Raw genomic sequence first — 14,623 nt, forward strand, 5'->3', positions numbered from 1 at the left:
ACCCGCATGCACGCCACCCTGGTCCAGCCCTTCTCCGTCCCGTTCATGGCCCGCGCCCTGACCGAGCTGTTGCTGCTCGCCGTCCTGGCCGGCGTCGTCAGCACCCACGTGCTCACCCGGCGCCTCGGCTTCGTCGCCGACGCCATGACCCACACCGTGTTCCCCGGCGTCGTGCTCGGCTTCCTCACCGCGGGCGTCGACGGCGTCTTTCCCGGCGCCCTCGCCGCCGCCGCGGTCACCGCCATCCTGCTCACGCTGCTCACCCGGTCCCGCCGGGTCACCGACGACACCGCCCTCGCCGTGCTGCTCGCCGCGATGTTCGCCGTCGGCGTCGTGCTCGTCTCCCGCCGCGCCTCCTACACCGCCGACCTCACGTCATTCCTGTTCGGCCGGCTGCTCACCGTCACCACCGGCCAGATCACCCAGACCGCCGTCGTCGCCGGGCTCGTCCTGACCACGCTCGCCCTGCTGCACAAGGAGCTGCTGCTGCGCGCGTTCGACCCGCAGGGCGCCGCCGCCATGGGCTACCCGATCTGGCTGCTCGACCTCGTGCTCAACCTCGCCGTCGCGCTCGTCGTCGTGGCCGCCGCCCAGTCGGTCGGCACCATTCTCGTCATCGCCCTGCTCGTCGTCCCCGCCGCCACCGGGCGGCTCGTCTCGGACCGCCTCCCGGCGATCACCGCCGTCGGCGTGGCCGTCGCCGCCCTGTCCGGCTACCTCGGCCTCGCCATCAGCTACCGCGCCTCGATCACCTACGGCCTGCGCCTGGCCGGCGGCGCCACCGTCGTGCTCACCCTGGTCGGCGTCTACCTGCTCACCCTGCTCGCCGGCGTGCTCGCGCGGGCACTGCGGACCCGGAGGACGGCCGATGCGGTGGCTTGACGTCGCGTTCAACCGCGCCCTGCTGGAAGCGCTCCTCGTCGGTACCGTGTGCGGGCTCATCGGCGTGCAGGTCGTCCTGCGCCGCCAGGCGTTCTTCACCATGGCCATGACGCACGCCACCTTCCCCGGCGTCGTCGTCGCCGCCGTCATCGGCGTCAACCTGTATCTCGGCGGCGCCGTCGCGGGCGTGCTGGCCGCGCTCGCCGTCACCGTGCTGTCCCGCCGTCGCGGCCACGACGCGAGCACCGCCACCGCGGTGGCACTGGCCGCCGGGTTCTCCCTCGGCGTCGCCCTGCTGTCCGCCCAGAACGGATTCACCAAGGACCTCACGGCCTACCTCACCGGCTCCATCCTCACCGTCGGCGAGCAGGACCTGGTCGTGGCGGCCGCCGTCACCGCCGCCGTCGTCCTCGCGCTCACCGCGGTCCACAAGGAGCTGCTCTTCACCGCCTTCGACCCGGCCGGGGCCCGGGCGGCCGGCTACCGCGCCGGCGCCATGGACCTGCTCGTCCTGGTACTCATCGAGGCCGTGGTCGCGACGTCGGTGCCGGCCGTCGGGACGATCCTCACCCTGGCCCTCGTCGTCGCCCCGGCCGGCGCCGCCCGGCTGTGGACCGACCGCATCGCCAGCATGACCGCCTTCGCCGTCGCGGTCGCCGTGTGCAGCGCGGTCGGCGGCCTGTACCTGTCCCGCGCGTTCGACGTCGCCGCCGGCGGTGCGATCAGCCTCCTGGCCGCCGCCTGCTTCGTGCTGTCGACGATCGTCGCACCGCGGCAGGGCATGATCGCCCGCGCCGCTCATCGCCGCCGGAGCCGCAGGACCCCACCGGCGGCCGCGGCCGACCGGGCGGCGAGCAGCGAACCGATGCCCGCGACCGGGTCGTGACGGGCAGGCGGCGCCCCGGCATGCGTACATCGCAATGCGACATCTCGTTGTCCGAAATGAAAACGAGTATCGTCTGCGCATCCGTCGAGCCAGTCGAGGAGCGCCGATGCCGTCGCCGAACGCCCTGAGCCACGAGCGGGTCAGTGAGCTGTTCCGGGCGCTGGCCGCGCCGTTGCGGCTCGCCATCGTCAGGCTGCTCGTGACCCACCACCAGCTGCACGTGCACGAGATCATCGAGGCGATCGGCGCACCGCAGACGCTCACGTCCCAGCACCTGCGGGTGCTGCGTGACGCCCGGGTCGTGGAACGGGCCCAGGACGGCCGGCACGTCGTGTACCGTCTGCGCGACCCGGAGGTCGGCTCGGTCATCGCCGCCGCCCTGCGGTGCTGCGGCGACCGGGTATGACCCTGCCCGCGATCGCAGCGGTCCGGGAATTCAAGGACCTGCTGCAGGGGCTGTACGTCGAGGCCGGACGGCCCGCGTTCGCCGCCGTCGCGGAACACGCCCGCAGCGTCGCCGCCCGGTTCGGCGCCGAGCGCGGCCCGACCCGCGCCGCCGTCGGGGCCATGCTCCGCGCGGACTCCGGGCTGCCGAGCGAGGACTACGCCGTCCTCGTCGGCGCGGCCCTGGCCCGTGCCGCCGGGCGCGACCCGGCCGCGGTCGGTGAGCAGGTCCGGGCCGCGTGGCGCACCGCGCACATCGCCTCCCGGACCCTGCGCGGCCGGCGGCCCGGTGTGCCGGTCGGCGATGCCGATCCGTTCGCCTTCGGTATCCACCGGGTCGAGGGATGGCAGGCTCTCCCGGCGTACGTGCGCCGCCCCCACGACGACGCGGTGGCCCGTGTCGTCGACGCGGCCCGGGCCGGCGCCAGCCGGGTGATGGCGCTCGTCGGCACGCCGTGCTCGGGCCGGTCCAGGACGGCCTGGGAGGCCGTGCGGACCTTGCCCAGCCTCTGGCGGATCTGGCGCCCGGACGAATCGACGCCCGGCGGCGATGTGGTCACCGGTCTGGTCGCCGCCGGGCCGTACACGGTTGTGTGGCTCACCGACGCCGCGCCGCTGCTCGATGCGGAGGCCGGGCCGTCCGGGCCGCCGCTGGTGGCCGCCGTCCGGGCGCTGATCGAGGATCCGGGCCGCGCCCCGGTCCTGGTGATGCTCGCGCTGTGGCCGCAGCACTGGACCCGGCTCACCGCGCCGCCGTTGCCCGGCGACCCCGACCGGCACGCCGCGACGCGCTCGCTGCTGCGCGAGCTCGGCATCGTGGTGCCCGACACGTTCACCGCCGCGCAGGCGGCGGCGGTGAACGCCGGCGCGGACCCGGTCCTGCACCGGGCCGCCGCCGAGGCAGGCGACGGCCGGATCACGCAGGCCCTCGCCGGCGTCCCCGGCATGCTGCACCGCTACGAGCGTGCGCCGGCCGCCGCCCGAGCCGTGCTCGACGCGGCCGTCGACGCCCGACGGTTCGGCTTCCCGCCGTGGCTCCGGGCGGCGTTCCTGCTGGCGGCCGCCGCGGACGAGCCGGCCGCGGCGCTGGACTACGCGACCGCCGCGGCGGGCGGGGCGGCCCTGCTCGTCGTGGATGAGCCCGCCGGACCGCCGGCCGGGCGGCGCTACCGCCTCGCCGAGGCCGTGTACCACGCGGCAGCGGCGCAGCGCGCCGCCGTGTTCCCGCCGGCGCGGTTCTGGAACGCGCTCGCCGCCGTCACCGACCCCGGCACGCTGCTCGCGGCCGGTGCGCATGCCGAACGGCGCGGCCGGCTCGCCCGCGCCGTCGAGGCGTACCGGCTCGCGGCCGAGCACGGCCACGCCGACGCGATGGTGCGGCTGGCGATGCTGCGCGAGCGGGCCGGCGACCACCGCGGCGCTGGCCGGCTCGCGATCCGCGCGGCCGGGCTCGGCGCCGGCAGTGCCCTGGAACTGCTGGCCGTGCGCGCCGACGAGAGCGGCGGCACCGGCCGGGCCGAGGCCCTCGCCCGCGCCGCGGCCGCCGCCGGCGACCCTGCCCTGCTGTTCACGCTCGCACGGCGACACCCCGGGACGCCGCGCGCGGAGGCCCTGTACCGCGCCGCCGCCGAACACGCGCACGCACCCGCCGCGGCCGAGCTCGCCGTCATCGCCCACGGGCGCGGTGACGTCACCGGGGCCGAGCGGTACGCCCGGCAGGCCGCGGCCGGAGGGGACACGACCGCCCTGCGGCGCCTCGCCGAGCTGTACCGGTTCGCGGGGCCACCGGACCGCGCCGAGCGCTTCGCCGTCGCCGCGGCGTCCTACGGTCACGCCATCGAGCACCGCGCGTTGCGCGAGGAGCAGCGCCGGCTGGGCAAGCCGGGCGCCGTGGCCTCCTTCCGGCGCCGGGCGGCGGACGACGTCGACGAGGGTGAGCTGCGCCGGCTCGACGCGTGTCTGGCGCTCCGCGTCACGCGGGCCCTCGCGATGGCGGCCCGGCTGGCCTGCCGGCGGCACACCGGCCCGCTGCGGGCCCTGGCCGTCGACCGGTACCGGCGCGGTGAGGCGGCGGGCGCGCTGCGGCTGGCGGTGATCGCCGGGCGTTGCGGAGACCCGTCGGTGCTGGCCGAGATCGCCGTGCTGACCGCCGGGTCCGGAGACGAGCAGGCCGCGGTGCGGCTGGCCGAGCGGGCCGCGCTGCTCGGCGACAGTTCCGCGCTGCGCCGGCTGGCCCGCAACCACCGCCGCGGCGGCGACGCCGACCAGGCCGTACTCCTGCTGGAACGGGCCGCGGCCGGCGGTGACCCGGACGCGCTGTTCGACCTGGCCCGGACGCGGCACCGCGCGGGCGACGTCGATGACGCCGAAACGCTCTACCGCAACGCCGCGCGCGGTGGGGTGGCCGACGCCGCCGACGCCCTCGCCCGGCTGCTGCAGGACACCGACCCGCCCGCCGCCGCCGCGTTCGCGCGGCGAGCCGTCGAGCTCGGCCACCCCACCGCCCTGCGCGACCTGGGGCGGGCCCGCGAGCACGCCGGCGACCTCCCGGCCGCCATCGCGCTCTACCGCCAGGCCGGCGACCGCGGCGACGACACCTCGGCGCGCCTGCTGGCGCGGCTGTGGGACCGCCACCGGCACGCCGACGCCGCCCGGCTGGCCACCGAGGCCGCCGAACACGGCAACCCCGCCGTGCTGCGGCACCTGGCCGACCTGCGGGACGGCGCCGGCCGGCACGACGAGGCCGCCGTCCTGTACTGGTCGGCGTACGCCCAGGGGGACCCCGAGGTCCTCATGCGCCTGCCGCACATGCGCGCCGAGGACGACGGTGACCAGGCCCGCGCGGAGCGCCTCGCCCTGCAGGCGGCCGCGAAGGGCCATCACCGTGCCGTCGCCGACCTCGGCGCGGTCCGCGCCCTGACCGGTGACCTCGCCGGCGCCGAACGGCTCCACCTGCGCGCCGTGGCCGCCGGCCTGCCCGTCGACCTCCGCCAGGTCATCCGGCTGCGCCTGGCCGCGGACGTGCCGGCACCGGACACCGTCGCGGCGTTGTACCGGCACGCGGGCGCCCACCTCGTCCTCGCCCGCCTGCACCTGGCCATGGGCGACCGGGGGGCGGCCACCGCACAGTGCGTGCTCGCGGCGAATCTCGGCGACCCGGCCGCGGTAGCGGAGCTGGTCCGGCTCCATCGGCAGTTCGGCGACCACGTCACCGCCGACATGATCGAACGGCACGGCCTGACCGACGACGGCGGCGCCAACACCGGACGTCCACGCTGATCACCGGCGTCCCCGCACTGGCCCGGCAGCTGCACCCGGACGCGTTCTGAGCCGCCCTGAGAACCCTGGCGGCTACTCGGACTCGTGGCCCGAGGTGACTTCCCCGTGCTCCTCGACTTCGCGCCCGGGCGGCGGCGTGGGGGCCTTCTCGATCGGGAAGAAGAAGCCCTTCACCGTCGGGGCGAGCGCGCCGATCCGGTTCATCTTCTTCGGGACCACCCAGCCCCCGTACTCCAGGCCGCGCTCCTCCTCGGCGGCCCGGCCGTCGCGGACCGCCGGCAGCGGCTGGTGGACCTCGACGAAGCGGCCGTCGGGCAGGCGGCGGATGATGCCGGTCTCGATGCCGTGGACCAGCACCTCGCGGTCGTGCTGTTGCAGGCCCAGCGCGATCCGGTACGCCACGTAATAGGCCAGCGGCGGCAGGATCACGATACCGATGCGGCCCGCCCAGATCATCGCGTTGAGGCTGATGTCCAACTTGTCCGCCACCAGGTCGTTGCCGCCGGAGATCAGCATCACCATGTAGAACGAGATCGCCATCGCGCCGAGGCCGGTGCGGGACGGGTTGTCCCGCGGGCGCTGCAGCAGGTTGTGGACGGCCCTGTCCTTCTTGAACCGCGCCTCGATGAACGGATAGAGCATCGGCAGTATCGCCAGGAAACCGGGCAGCACGACCGTGGGCCAGAAGATCGGCGGGACGGTGTAGCCGTTACCGAACAAGGTGAACCGGATCTCCCACGCGGGCATGAGCCGGGCCGCGCCGTCGAGGAACATGACGTACCAGTCGGGCTGGCTCGCCGCCGAGACCACCGCGGCCCGGTAGGGCCCGTACAGCCAGATCGGGTTGATCTGGAAGAGGCCGGCCAGCACGGCGAGCATGGCGAACACGAACATGAAGAAGCCGCCGGCCTTGACCGCGAAGCCCGGGAACATCCGCACGCCGACCACGTTCTCGTTGGTGCGGCCGGGCCCGGGCCACTGAGTGTGCTTCTGCTTCACCAGCAGGCCCATGTGGACGGTGATGAGGGCGAGCAGCACAGCGGGGACCAGCAGGACGTGCACGATGTACAGCCGGGGGAGGATGATCTCACCCGGGAACCCGCCCCCGAACAGCGAGGTGGTCACCCACGTGCCGACGATCGGGATCGACAGCACGATGGCGCTCGCGATGCGCAGGCCGGTGCCGGACAGCGCGTCGTCGGGCAGCGAGTAGCCGGCGAAGCCCTCCAGGAAGGCCATCCAGAACAGCAGGATGCCGACGATCCAGTTGGCCTCGCGCGGCTTGCGGAACGCGCCGGTGAAGAAGATCCGGAACATGTGCACCACGATCGCGGCCACGAACAGCAGCGCCGCCCAGTGGTGCATCTGCCGCACGAACAGGCCGCCGCGGATGTCGAACGAAAGCTGCAGCGTCGTGTTGTACGCCTGTGACATCACCACACCGCGTAGCGGGGCGTAGCTGCCGTCGTACACCGTCTCGCGCATCGACGGGTCGAAGAACAGCGCCATGAAGGTACCGCTGAGCAGCAGCACGACGAACGAGTAGAGCGCGATCTCACCCAGCAGGAACGACCAGTGGTCCGGGAAAACCTTGTTGAACACGCGGCGCAGCGGGGTGGCCGCCTGGAACCGCTCGTCGAGCCCCCTCGCCGAGCGGGCCGGCAAGGCCCGGAGATCGATCTTGCGCCGTTTCATGGCCGCTCCCAGGAAGCGAGATGTCCCTCCCTGATTGAGCATGGCCGCAGGCGGCGACGCCAGCGTCGCCACGGCGGGGTGAGGCCACCCCGGGAGGCGGCTCCCGCCGGGCTCTGGCCGTCCGGCGGGAACCGCGGGCCCGGTTCTCCGCCGGGTGATCTTTGATGTCAGAGGTTGGACTTCGGCAGGCCGGGCGGGTTCACTTGGGCCGTGTCCACCGCTTCGGTGTCGAGGTTGTATGCGGCCAGCCATTGCTTGTACTGGCCGTTCTGGATCAGGTAGTTGATCGCATCGGCCAGCGCTTTGACGAGGCCGTTGTCCTTCTTCGTGGTGGCCGCGATCAAGCCCTGCAGGGATTCACCGGCGCCGGAGTAGACACCGGCGTTGCGGACGGCGTCGGCGGTGCCCTGCGTCTGGCTGATCTGGAACGCGATACCGGGGTTCGGACCGAAGTACGCGTCGATCTGCCCGGACACGAGGGCCTTGAACGTGCTGGGCGTGTCGGCGAAATACTTGATCTCCAGGTTCTTGCCCTCGGCCTTCAGCTTGTCGTGCCACGCGACCAGGATCTTCTCCTGGTTGGTGCCGGCACCGACGGCGACCTTGAGACCGGCGAGGTTCTCGGGGTTCTTGTCGAAGTTCCAGGTGTTGCCGGCCTTCACCGCGAAGCCAAGGTTGTCCTGGCGGTAGGACGCGAAGTCGTACTTCTCCTTGCGCTGTTCGGTGTCGGTGATGTTCGAGAAGCCGACCTCGTTCTTGCCGGAGTCCAGGCCGACGAACAGGTTGTCCCAGGTGTCGTTGTTGAACTCGGGCTTGAGGCCGAGCACCGCCGCGACGAGACGACCGAGGTCGGGCTCCGCACCGGTGATGGTCTTGTCGTCGTCGCCGACGAAGGCGAGCGGCGGGAAGCCGGTCGGCAATGCGCCGAGGCCGATGGTCAGCTTGCCGTCGGCCTTGATCGCGTCAGGGACCTCGTCCGCGATGCTCTGCTGTTTGTCGACCTTCAGCTCGGTCGGCTTGGCGATGCCCTTCGCCTGGGCGCCGACGGTCACCGTGCCGGCGCTGGATTCGGCTTCCGCCTTGGTGTCGTCGCCGCTCGCGCACGCGGCGAGCCCTGCGGCGAGCGCGATGGCCAATGCTGCGGCCGCGAACGTCCGGCCGGTTGGTCTGACGGTGGACATGTTTCTCCTTCGGTAGAGGCGCCTCAAAGCACCTTCGAGAGGAACTCCCGGGTGCGGGCCTGTCGCGGGTTGTCGAGCACCTGGGACGGAGGTCCCTGTTCGACGATCACGCCGCCGTCGATGAACACCACGGTGTCGGCGACCTCGCGGGCGAAGCCGATCTCGTGGGTGACGATCACCAGGGTCGTGCCGCCGTCGGCGAGTTGCCGGATCACCGAGAGCACCTCCCCGACCAGTTCGGGGTCGAGCGCGGAGGTCGGCTCGTCGAACAACACCAGGTTGGGCTCCAGCGCCAGCGCGCGGGCGATCGCGACGCGCTGCTGCTGGCCGCCGGAGAGCTGGCGTGGGTAGGCGTCGCCGCGATCGCCGAGGCCGACCTTGGCCAGCAGTTCGATCGCCCGATCGCGCGCGGCGGGCTTGCCGAGCCGCTTGTGCGCGACCAGCGGCTCGGCGACGTTGTCCCGGGCGGTGAGGTTGGGGAACAGATTGAAGCTCTGCGCGACGAAGCCGATGCGGGTGCGCTGGTGCCGTACCGCCCGCTGGGACAGCTCGTGCAGCCGGGCGCCGCGGACCTCGACGCCGATCAGCTCACCGTGCACGGCGACGTACCCGAGGTCGGGCCGCTCGAGGTGGTTGATCGTGCGCAACAGCGTCGACTTGCCCGAACCGGACGGGCCGAGGATCGCGACGACATCGCCGGGCAGGACGGTCAGGTCGACGCCCTTGAGCACCTCCCGCGGGCCGAAGGACTTGTGCGCGTTGCGGATCTCCAGCGCCACCGCCGCGTCGAGCGTCGCCGTCATCAGAAACCCCTCCGGGTGAGGCGGACGCCGGCGAGACGGCCCCACGAGTCGACGGTGAAGCGACGCAGCCGCTGGACCGGGGTGGGCGGCAGAGCGTGGACGCTGCCGCGGGCGAAGTAACGCTCGACGTAGAACTGCACGATCGACAGCGCCGCGGTGAGCAGCAGGTACCAGACCGCGCCGACGATCAGGATCGGTACGAGCGACTCCGGGTGCCGCGACTCCAGCACGAACACCGCGCCGAACAGGTCGAGCAGCGAGACGTAGTAGACGAGCGAGCTGGCCTTGATCAGGCCGATGAGCTGGTTGCCGTACGCCGGGACGATCGAGCGCAGCGCCTGTGGCAGTACGACACGCCGCAGTTGCCGGGCCTTGGACAGCCCGAGCGCGTTCGCCGCCTCGATCTGGCCGGGCTCGACCGACAGGATGCCGCCGCGGATCACCTCGGCCGCATACGCCGCCTCGTTCAGGCTCAGCGCGATGACGCCGATGGCCAGCGGCGTGAGGCTGCTCGTCTCGACTTCGGCGAAGACCGGTCCCCAGGGGACGCCGACCCCGAGCCGCGGGTAGAAGTACGAGAAGTTGAAGGTGATGATCAGCAGCAGCGGCAGCGGCAGCGCGCGGAAGAACCACACGTACGCCCACGCCAGGCCGGCGATCAGCGGGTTGGTCGACAACCGGCCGAGCGCGACGATCACTCCGAGGACGAGCCCGAACACCGCGCTCAGGCCGACGACCTTCAGTGTGACCACGACGCCGTCGAGGATCGACTCACGGGTGAAGAACGGCCAGAACTTGTGCCACTCGTAGTGGGTGTTGGTGAAGACGCCGGAGACGAACTGGGCCAGCACCACCAGCACGACCGCGCTGACGATCCAGCGCCACGGGCGCAGCCGCGGCGTGACCCGCCGCTGCGCGACCTGCGGGTCGAGCCGGCTGACGCGGCCGCTGATCAGTGGAATTCCGGGTGACGGTTGCAAGGTTACGGGCTCGCTCATGCGAGTGGCTCCATCGGGATGTGACGGCAAGCGGAACGGCCTGCGGCCTGCCGCAGGACAGCGGCAGTCTCGGCATCCGCTACTGGGCAACCTAGGGAGGCCCGACTAAGTTGTCAATCCCTATCGGAAAACTAGCAATTAACCTCCACCCGCGGCCGATCGACGCCTCCGGCCGACGGTGGATGTAATCCTATGGGATTAGTAGACATTTCCTTCGCGGGCCTCTATCGTGTCGTTGATCAGCTGACACACGCGATCGCCGCCGCGCCGCGGCGATGCCGCCCGACCCCATCAGAAGCCTGCTCGCGGCCGTAGCCCACACACTGAAAGGCGCGGCCGCGCGCCCCCGTGCGGAGGTGTGCGGATGAGCTCGTACGACGTCGGCATCGTCGGCGCCGGGGTGCACGGCCTCAGCGCCGCGTACCACCTGGCCCGGCGCGGCGTGTCCACGGTCGTGTTCGAACGGGGCCGGCGGGCCGGTGGCCCGACCGGGCACGCCAGTGGAGTCGTCCGCTCCTACTACACCAACCGGTTCCTCGCCGAGGTCGCCCGCGACAGCACCGCGCTCCTCGCCGACTTCGACGCGCACGTAGGCGGCGAGAGCGGCTACATCCGCACGGGCGGGCTGTACCTGCACGGCGCCGACGACGCCGCGGACGTGCGGGCCACCGCCGCCGGTCTCGCGGCCGCCGGGATCAGCCATCGGGTCCTGACGCCCGCCGACCTGGCCGCGCGCTTCGCGAACCTCAACCTCGACGGGACCGCGATCGGGGTGTGGGAGGAGCAGGCCGGCTACGCCGATCCGCACCGGACCGCACTCGGGTACGCGGCCCGGGCCGTCGAGCTCGGCGCGACGCTGCTGGAGCACGCCCCGGTCCGGGAGCTTTCCGAGGGCAGGCATGCGGTGCGCGTCCTGCTCGGCGACGGCACCCGGCACGAGGCCGGCCGCCTGCTGGTGGCCGCGGGGCCGTGGACCGGCCCGCTGCTGACGCAGGTGGGCGTCGCGCTCCCGCTGACGGCCGAGCGCCACGTCGTGGCCGGCCTCGTCCACCCGCCGCAGGACGTGCCGCGGCCGATACCGCACGTCCTGATCGACATCCAGCACGGGTACTACTCCCGGCCCGCCGGCGCCGGCCGGTTCCTGCTCGGCCCGCTCGCACCCACCACCGCGACCGATCCGGACGACTTCTCCGCCGAGGTCACGAGCGCCGAGTCCGCGTGGCTCGCCACCCGCGCGGCGCGGCGGGCGCCGGTCCGCGGCGGTGCCGTGGCGGATCGCAGCTGGGCATCGCTGTACGACGTCAGCCCGGACTGGCAGCCGGTCACCGGTCAGGTGAGCGAGCGCGTGTACGTCGACGCCGGCACGAGCGGGCACGGGTTCAAGCTCGCCCCGGTGTGGGGCGATCACGTGGCCCGCCTGCTCATCGGCGACGCCGATGCGCGGCTCGGGCAGTTCTCCCCCGGCCGTTTCGCGGCCGGGGCCGGTTTGCCCGGCGGCTTCGGCGCCGCACGGATCCTGGGCTGAGGCGATGACCGACACAGGAGTGGGCCCGGCGGGGCAACTCGTGAGCACCGTCGGAGCCGGGATCCATCTGCTCGACCAGGCGGCCTGGGCCTCCCTCACCGGCCCGCACGCCCACTTCGCGCAGGGAACGGGGCAAGCGCTGCGTTACCCCGCCGACGTCTCGCCCATCATGGCGGTACCGCCCGTGCAGGACGAGCTGGTCTGGGCGGACCTGCACGCGCTCATCGGCCCCGGCGAGCTCGCGATGCTGTCGGGCGATCTCTCCGCCCCGCCCGACGACTGGGAGCTCGTGCACCAGGGCGACGGCGTCCAGCTGGTCGCCACCGATGCGCTGCGGACAAGGGCGGGCGACGACCTGGTGACCCTCGGCGCCGCGGACGTGCCGGAGATGCTGGACCTGGTGGCCCGCACACAGCCCGGTCCGTTCAAGCCCGAAACCTACCGGCTGGGGACCTATCTCGGCGTACGCCGCGGCGGCGCCCTGGTCGCGATGGCGGGCGAGCGTCTGCATCCGCCCGGCTGGACCGAGATCAGCGCGGTGTGCACCGACGCCGGTCATCGCGGCCAGGGCCTGGCCGCGACGCTGGTCCGCGCGGTCGCCCACAACATCCGCGGGCGCGGTGAGACGCCGTTCATGCACGCCGCCGCCGACAACGTCAACGCCATCAGACTGTACCGATCGATCGGATTCGAAATCCGCCGGACCGTGCTCTTCTCGATGCTGCGCAGCCCAGCAAGGAAGCCCTGAACGGCCGGGTAGGCGACTTCGCGGTGACGTACGGCTCTCAGCGCTACAACTGGCCGGTCGTGTACATCACCGTCGCCACCATCACCGTCAGTCCGGCAGGCCGAGGTGTACCGGGCCGCCGGCCGGGTCGGCGTTGCGCACCAGTGTGAACGGGATTCGGAAGACCCTCCCCGGCGCGGCCGGCCAGGCGAGCCGTGTCGCGGCGATGACCCGGCCGTCCTGCGTGGCGGTCACGCGCGGGAAGGCGCGGTATTCGGTGGTCCAGGCCAGGATCCGTCCGCGCGGCGGAGGCGGGCCGTCCGTACGGAACACCTGTGGTGCGACCCATCGCAGGGGTGCGTCGGCGACCAACTCCAGACCGGAGGTGGCCGGCGCGACACCGCCGGCGAGATGCGCCAGGGCCGCGGCGGCGACGTGGCGGCCGTCGAGGGCGGCGACGTCGGCGGTGTCGACCGGGTGCAGCAGGTTGCCGGCGGCGAACACCCCCGGGCGGCTGGTGGCCAGGGTCGTGTCGATCCGGGGGCCGAGCGTGGCCGCGTCGAGGACGATGCCGGCCGACCGGACGAGCTCGTGGTCGGGGATCCAGTCCCCGGTGGTGACGACCGTGTCGCAGGCGACGCGGCGGCGCCGGCCGGTGCGGAGGTCCTCGACGTCGACGGCGCTCACGCGGCCCTTGCCGTGGATCGCCACGACCCTGGTGCGGGTGCGTACCGGCACACCGAACGCGAGCCGGCCCGGCAGGTGGAAGGCCGCGTAGGCCTCGGGCCGGTCGAACTCGCTGGTCATGAGAACCGTGCGGCAGCCGGCCTCGCGCAGGGTGAGCACCGCCGACCAGCTGACCAGCTCGGCGCCGATCACGACGGCGCGCCGGCCGACGGGGCGGTGGTGGAGGTGGACGAGGTTCTGCAGCTGGCCGGTGGTGTAGACGCCGTCGGGACGGTCGCCGGGGATCAGCCGGGCGGGGCGTGGGCGTTCCCGGGCGCCGGTGGCCAGAACGATGGCGTCGGCGGTCACGGTGCGGCGGCCGCGTGGCGAGGTGACCTCCAGGGTCCGGTCGCCGGCCCAGCCGGTCACCATCGCCTCGGTCTCCAGCCGCGCGCCCGCCGACGAGGCCATGGCGGTCAGGCGTCGCGCGTACGCCGGTCCGGACAGGCAGCGGTGCAGGTCCCGGATCCCGTAACCGGTGTGGTCGCTGTGCCGGGGAATGCCGCCGGTCCGGGCCTCGCGCTCCAGCACCAGCACCGGCCCGTCGACCCGGGGCGCCAGCGCCGCCGCGGCGGTCAGCCCGGCCGGGCCGCCGCCGACCACGGCGACGCGCACGTGCTCGTTCATCGGGCGGCTCCCTGCTCGGCCAGCACGCGGACCTCGGCGCCACAGTAGAACCCCTGGCAGCGGCCGTTCATCGCGCGGGTACGGCGGCGCAGCCCGTCGAGGCCGGCGGGCGGGATCACGGAGGCGTAGGCGTCGCGGATCTCGCCGCGGGTGACCCGTTCGCAGAAGCACACGATCCGCCCGTACTCGGGGTCGGCCGCGATCGCCGCCGCGTCCTGGAAAGGTCGCGGCCCGGCCTCGCCCAGGTTGGGCATGCGTGGCGGTGCGGGCAGGTCGGGTCTGCCGGTCAGCTCGAGCCGGCCGCCGAGCAGGCCGCCGACGTGTTCGGCGATGGCCATGCCGGCGGTGAGGCCGGTCGAGCGGATGCCGCCGACCAGGACGTAGCGCCGCTCGTCGTCGACGTCGATGAGGTAGTCGTTGCGGTCGATGGCGGCGCGCAGCCCGGCGTACGTCGCGGTGACCTCCTCCCGCAGCAGGATGGGCATCAGCGCGGCGCCCTTCTCGCGGAGGAAGGCGAAGCCCTCCTCGGAGGTGCCGGTGGCGGTACGGTCGGTCAGATCCTCGGCGGTGGGCCCGAGCATGACGTTGCCGTAGATGGTGGGGCTGTTGACATCCTCCCCTCCCTAAAGGGAGGGGATTGCCTGGGTCGCCCCAGGGGTTTCCTGCTTCACCGCCGACCGCCGCGTCCGGGAGGACTCCCGTTGAGGTCTTACACCAGCTCCACAGGCCGACACCGCCAGCCCGGCGGCCAGAATGTTGCGTGCCGCGTTCACGTCCCGGTCGTGGGTGGTGCCGCACCGGCACGTCCACGTCCGCACGGTGAGCGGCATGTGCTCGGCCAGCGCGCCGC

General features: G+C 73.2%; 13 protein-coding genes. 6 read left to right on the forward strand and 7 right to left on the reverse strand.

All coding sequences use genetic code 11. The features are described 5' to 3' along the window. Positions 1 to 6 precede the first annotated feature (6 nt). The 4 genes from ACGFI8_RS37105 to ACGFI8_RS37120 all read left to right on the forward strand — a co-directional run bounded on the left by ACGFI8_RS37105 (position 7) and on the right by ACGFI8_RS37120 (position 5,491). A complete protein-coding gene (locus ACGFI8_RS37105) occupies positions 7 to 882 on the forward strand; it encodes a metal ABC transporter permease (protein WP_392811816.1) in 876 nt (291 codons plus the stop codon). Further along, positions 869 to 1,768 (forward strand): metal ABC transporter permease, encoded by a 900-nt coding sequence (locus ACGFI8_RS37110; protein ID WP_392811817.1) that lies wholly within the window; start codon positions 869 to 871, stop codon positions 1,766 to 1,768. The genes ACGFI8_RS37105 and ACGFI8_RS37110 overlap by 14 nt, the downstream gene beginning before the upstream one ends. Positions 1,769 to 1,874: 106 nt before the next feature. Continuing rightward, positions 1,875 to 2,174 (forward strand): ArsR/SmtB family transcription factor, encoded by a 300-nt coding sequence (locus ACGFI8_RS37115; protein ID WP_392811818.1) that lies wholly within the window; start codon positions 1,875 to 1,877, stop codon positions 2,172 to 2,174. Continuing rightward, positions 2,171 to 5,491 carry a hypothetical protein gene (locus ACGFI8_RS37120; RefSeq protein WP_392811819.1) on the forward strand — a complete coding sequence of 1,107 codons (3,321 nt, stop codon included), beginning with the start codon at positions 2,171 to 2,173 and terminating at the stop codon, positions 5,489 to 5,491. Before ACGFI8_RS37115 ends, ACGFI8_RS37120 begins: the two co-directional genes overlap by 4 nt. A 72-nt stretch (positions 5,492 to 5,563) precedes the next feature. On the opposite strand, the gene ACGFI8_RS37125 is transcribed toward ACGFI8_RS37120, so the two are convergent. The 4 genes from ACGFI8_RS37125 to ACGFI8_RS37140 form a co-directional block, all read right to left on the reverse strand. Continuing rightward, positions 5,564 to 7,186, reverse strand: coding sequence for a cytochrome bc complex cytochrome b subunit (locus ACGFI8_RS37125; protein WP_392811820.1), 1,623 nt, complete (start codon positions 7,184 to 7,186; stop codon positions 5,564 to 5,566). A 167-nt stretch (positions 7,187 to 7,353) separates the two neighbouring features. After that, a complete protein-coding gene (locus ACGFI8_RS37130) occupies positions 7,354 to 8,367 on the reverse strand; it encodes an ABC transporter substrate-binding protein (protein WP_392811822.1) in 1,014 nt (337 codons plus the stop codon). 23 nt (positions 8,368 to 8,390) lie between these two features. Further along, positions 8,391 to 9,170 (reverse strand): amino acid ABC transporter ATP-binding protein, encoded by a 780-nt coding sequence (locus ACGFI8_RS37135; protein ID WP_392811824.1) that lies wholly within the window; start codon positions 9,168 to 9,170, stop codon positions 8,391 to 8,393. Further along, a complete protein-coding gene (locus ACGFI8_RS37140; protein WP_392811826.1) occupies positions 9,170 to 10,168 on the reverse strand; it encodes an amino acid ABC transporter permease in 999 nt (332 codons plus the stop codon). The genes ACGFI8_RS37135 and ACGFI8_RS37140 overlap by 1 nt, the downstream gene beginning before the upstream one ends. Before the next feature lie 364 nt (positions 10,169 to 10,532). Between ACGFI8_RS37140 and ACGFI8_RS37145 the strand changes: the two genes are divergently transcribed. Next, on the forward strand, positions 10,533 to 11,693 hold the full coding sequence (locus ACGFI8_RS37145; RefSeq protein WP_392811827.1) for an NAD(P)/FAD-dependent oxidoreductase: 1,161 nt from the start codon (positions 10,533 to 10,535) through the stop codon (positions 11,691 to 11,693). Positions 11,694 to 11,733: 40 nt separating this feature from the next. Beyond that, positions 11,734 to 12,441, forward strand: coding sequence for a GNAT family N-acetyltransferase (locus ACGFI8_RS37150; RefSeq protein ID WP_392811829.1), 708 nt, complete (start codon positions 11,734 to 11,736; stop codon positions 12,439 to 12,441). A gap of 87 nt (positions 12,442 to 12,528) precedes the next feature. On the opposite strand, the gene ACGFI8_RS37155 is transcribed toward ACGFI8_RS37150, so the two are convergent. The 3 genes from ACGFI8_RS37155 to ACGFI8_RS37165 form a co-directional block, all read right to left on the reverse strand. Beyond that, the gene (locus tag ACGFI8_RS37155; protein ID WP_392811830.1) at positions 12,529 to 13,773 is read right to left on the reverse strand and encodes an NAD(P)/FAD-dependent oxidoreductase; all 1,245 of its coding nucleotides are present in this window, start codon (positions 13,771 to 13,773) and stop codon (positions 12,529 to 12,531) included. Further along, on the reverse strand, positions 13,770 to 14,369 hold the full coding sequence (locus ACGFI8_RS37160; protein ID WP_392811840.1) for an FAD-dependent oxidoreductase: 600 nt from the start codon (positions 14,367 to 14,369) through the stop codon (positions 13,770 to 13,772). The genes ACGFI8_RS37155 and ACGFI8_RS37160 overlap by 4 nt, the downstream gene beginning before the upstream one ends. A gap of 27 nt (positions 14,370 to 14,396) precedes the next feature. Continuing rightward, on the reverse strand, positions 14,397 to 14,623 hold a 227-nt coding region (locus tag ACGFI8_RS37165), incomplete at its 5' end, for a zinc ribbon domain-containing protein (protein WP_392811833.1).

Source organism: Dactylosporangium sp. NPDC048998 (assembly GCF_043197855.1).
Classification (GTDB): Bacteria; Actinomycetota; Actinomycetes; order Mycobacteriales; family Micromonosporaceae; genus Dactylosporangium.